Source organism: Micromonospora maritima (assembly GCF_902825405.1).
In the GTDB taxonomy this organism is placed as follows: domain Bacteria; phylum Actinomycetota; class Actinomycetes; order Mycobacteriales; family Micromonosporaceae; genus Micromonospora; species Micromonospora maritima.
Genome location: NZ_CADEAU010000716.1, coordinates 1 through 2,175, shown reverse-complemented (window position 1 = coordinate 2,175; position 2,175 = coordinate 1). Strand labels below are relative to the sequence as shown.

At 75.1% G+C, this 2,175-nt stretch carries 3 protein-coding genes; 2 read left to right on the top strand and 1 reads right to left on the bottom strand.

Annotation, left to right across the window (positions count from 1 at the left end):
- Positions 1-72 precede the first annotated feature (72 nt).
- On the bottom strand, positions 73-771 hold the full coding sequence (locus HUW36_RS31435; protein WP_174531393.1) for a CBS domain-containing protein: 699 nt from the start codon (positions 769-771) through the stop codon (positions 73-75).
- Between the two features lie 215 nt (positions 772-986).
- On the opposite strand from HUW36_RS31435, the gene HUW36_RS31430 reads away from it, so the two are divergent.
- Positions 987-1,544 carry a DoxX family membrane protein gene (locus HUW36_RS31430; RefSeq protein WP_174531392.1) on the top strand — a complete coding sequence of 186 codons (558 nt, stop codon included), beginning with the start codon at positions 987-989 and terminating at the stop codon, positions 1,542-1,544.
- A gap of 161 nt (positions 1,545-1,705) precedes the next feature.
- Positions 1,706-2,074 (top strand): FKBP-type peptidyl-prolyl cis-trans isomerase, encoded by a 369-nt coding sequence (locus HUW36_RS31425; protein ID WP_091574174.1) that lies wholly within the window; start codon positions 1,706-1,708, stop codon positions 2,072-2,074.
- Positions 2,075-2,175 lie beyond the last annotated feature (101 nt).

Genomic DNA, 2,175 nt, shown 5'->3' with positions numbered 1-2,175 from the left:
CCTTCGGCCCCGGCCCGGACCCGGACGCGCCACGGGCCCCGCCGGGGTCGGCGGGGCCCGGGCCGGGGGCGCTCAGGCGATCGGGGTGGCGTGCACCGGGTCCAGCTCCATCAGGGTGGTGTCGTCCACGTCGTACCCGACGGCGTTGTGGACCGCGACCACGCCGGCGACCTGGCCCGCCAGGCGGCCGGCGAGGTCGACGGCGCTGCGCCGGTCCAGTCGTCCGTCCATGGTGACCTCTCCGCCGCGGACCTGGACCGTGACCAGGCCGTCCCGGACGGAGAGCACCCGACGCAGCACCTCGTGCACCACGTCCTCGCGGATCTCCGCGTCGGTGCGCAGGTGCACCCGGAGCAGGTCGCCCCGGGTCACGATGCCGGCCAACCGGCCCAGGTCGTCGAGGACGGGCAGGCGCTTGACCGCCTCGCGGTCCATCAGCCGTGCCGTCGCCGCCAGCGACGCCCGCCCGTGGGTGGTGACCGCCGGCGCGGTCATCAGGTCCCGGGCCACCAGCGCGCCCGCCTTCTCCCGCGCGGCACGCCGTCGCCGCCCCGCGAAGACCCGCCGCTCGTCCGGGTGGCCGGACCGCTCCACCTTGTGCAGCAGGTCCGCCTCGGAGACAACCCCGAGCACGCGGTGGAACGCGTCCACCACCGGGACCCCGCTGACCCGTTCCCGGACCAGCACGTCGACGATGTCGCGGTACGGGGTGTCCTCGCCCACCGTCGCGACGTCCCTGGTCATCACGTCGGCCACCTGCCACGTCCTCATCACGACCTCCTCGTGCCGGGCCTGCACCAGCGACGCTAGGCCGCCGGCGGGCGCCCGGGCAGAGGCGGCGGACCGGTCCGCCGGGGGCCCTCCGGACCGGGTCGGGACGGGACCAAGGACCCGGTCCCGAGGGCACCGTCGGCCCTGCTGCCGACCACCGCCGGGGAGTGGAATGAAGGTGCCACCGGGAACGCGGTGCGAGGCACAGAAGGGACGTGGAGACCATGACCGCGACAATCGAGCGGACCCCCGCCGCCACCATCGCTCCGGCGGCCGAGACCCCCCGCCAGAAGGCCACCCGGTACGTCTGGGCCGGGCTGCGGCTCGCCCTGGGCTGGACCTTCCTCTGGGCCTTCCTCGACAAGATGTTCGGCCTGGGGCACGAGACCCCGGCGAAGAACGCCTGGATCAACGGCGGCAGCCCGACCAAGGGCTTCCTGGGCAACGCCGTGGCCGGCCCGTTCGCCGACGTCTACCACGACATCGCCGGCGCGGCCTGGGCGGACTGGCTGTTCATGCTCGGCCTGCTCGGCATCGGTGTGGCCCTGCTGCTCGGCATCGGCACCCGGGTCGCCGCCGTCACCGGTGGGCTGCTCCTGGTCCTGATGTGGACCGCGGTGCTGCCTCCCGAGAACAACCCCTTCATGGACGACCACCTCATCTACGCGGGCCTGCTCGCCGGTCTGGCTCTGGTCGGCGCCGGCAACACCCTCGGCCTCGGCCGCGCCTGGGCGAAGCTCCCCCTGGTCCAGCGCCTCCCCTGGCTGAAGTGAGGTCACCGAGAGCAGGTCGCCCCGGGCGGGCGTCGCCGACAGGCGGCGCCCGCCCGGTCGTACGTCCCCGCCGCGCCGTGGCGGGGACCGGCGGGTATCGGCCGGTCGCGATCGGGCAGGATCGACGGTGACCACACCGTCAGCACCGAGGAGACCCGCTCATGGACAAGCCCGAGGTTGGCCCGATCGAGGGCGCGCCGCCCGCCGATCTCGTCATCGAGGACATCACGGTCGGCGACGGCCCGGAGGCCCGCCCGGGCCAGCTGGCCAGCGTGCACTACGTGGGCGTGGCGCACTCGACCGGCCGCGAGTTCGACGCCTCGTGGAACCGGGGCGAGACGTTCGAGTTCCCGCTCGGCGGCGGCCAGGTCATCGCCGGCTGGGACCAGGGCGTGATCGGCATGAAGGTGGGCGGCCGGCGCCGGCTCACCATCCCGCCGCACCTGGGCTACGGCGCCCGCGGCGCCGGCGGCGTCATCAAGCCGAACGAGACGCTCGTCTTCGTGGTGGACCTGCTCGGCGTGCGCTGAGCGCTCCCCGGCCGCTGGGCCGTCGGCGTCACGCCGGCGGCCCGGCGGCGTCCACGCGGCCATTCGCCGCTGGCCAGCGGCGGCGTCTCGGCTGCCCCGCG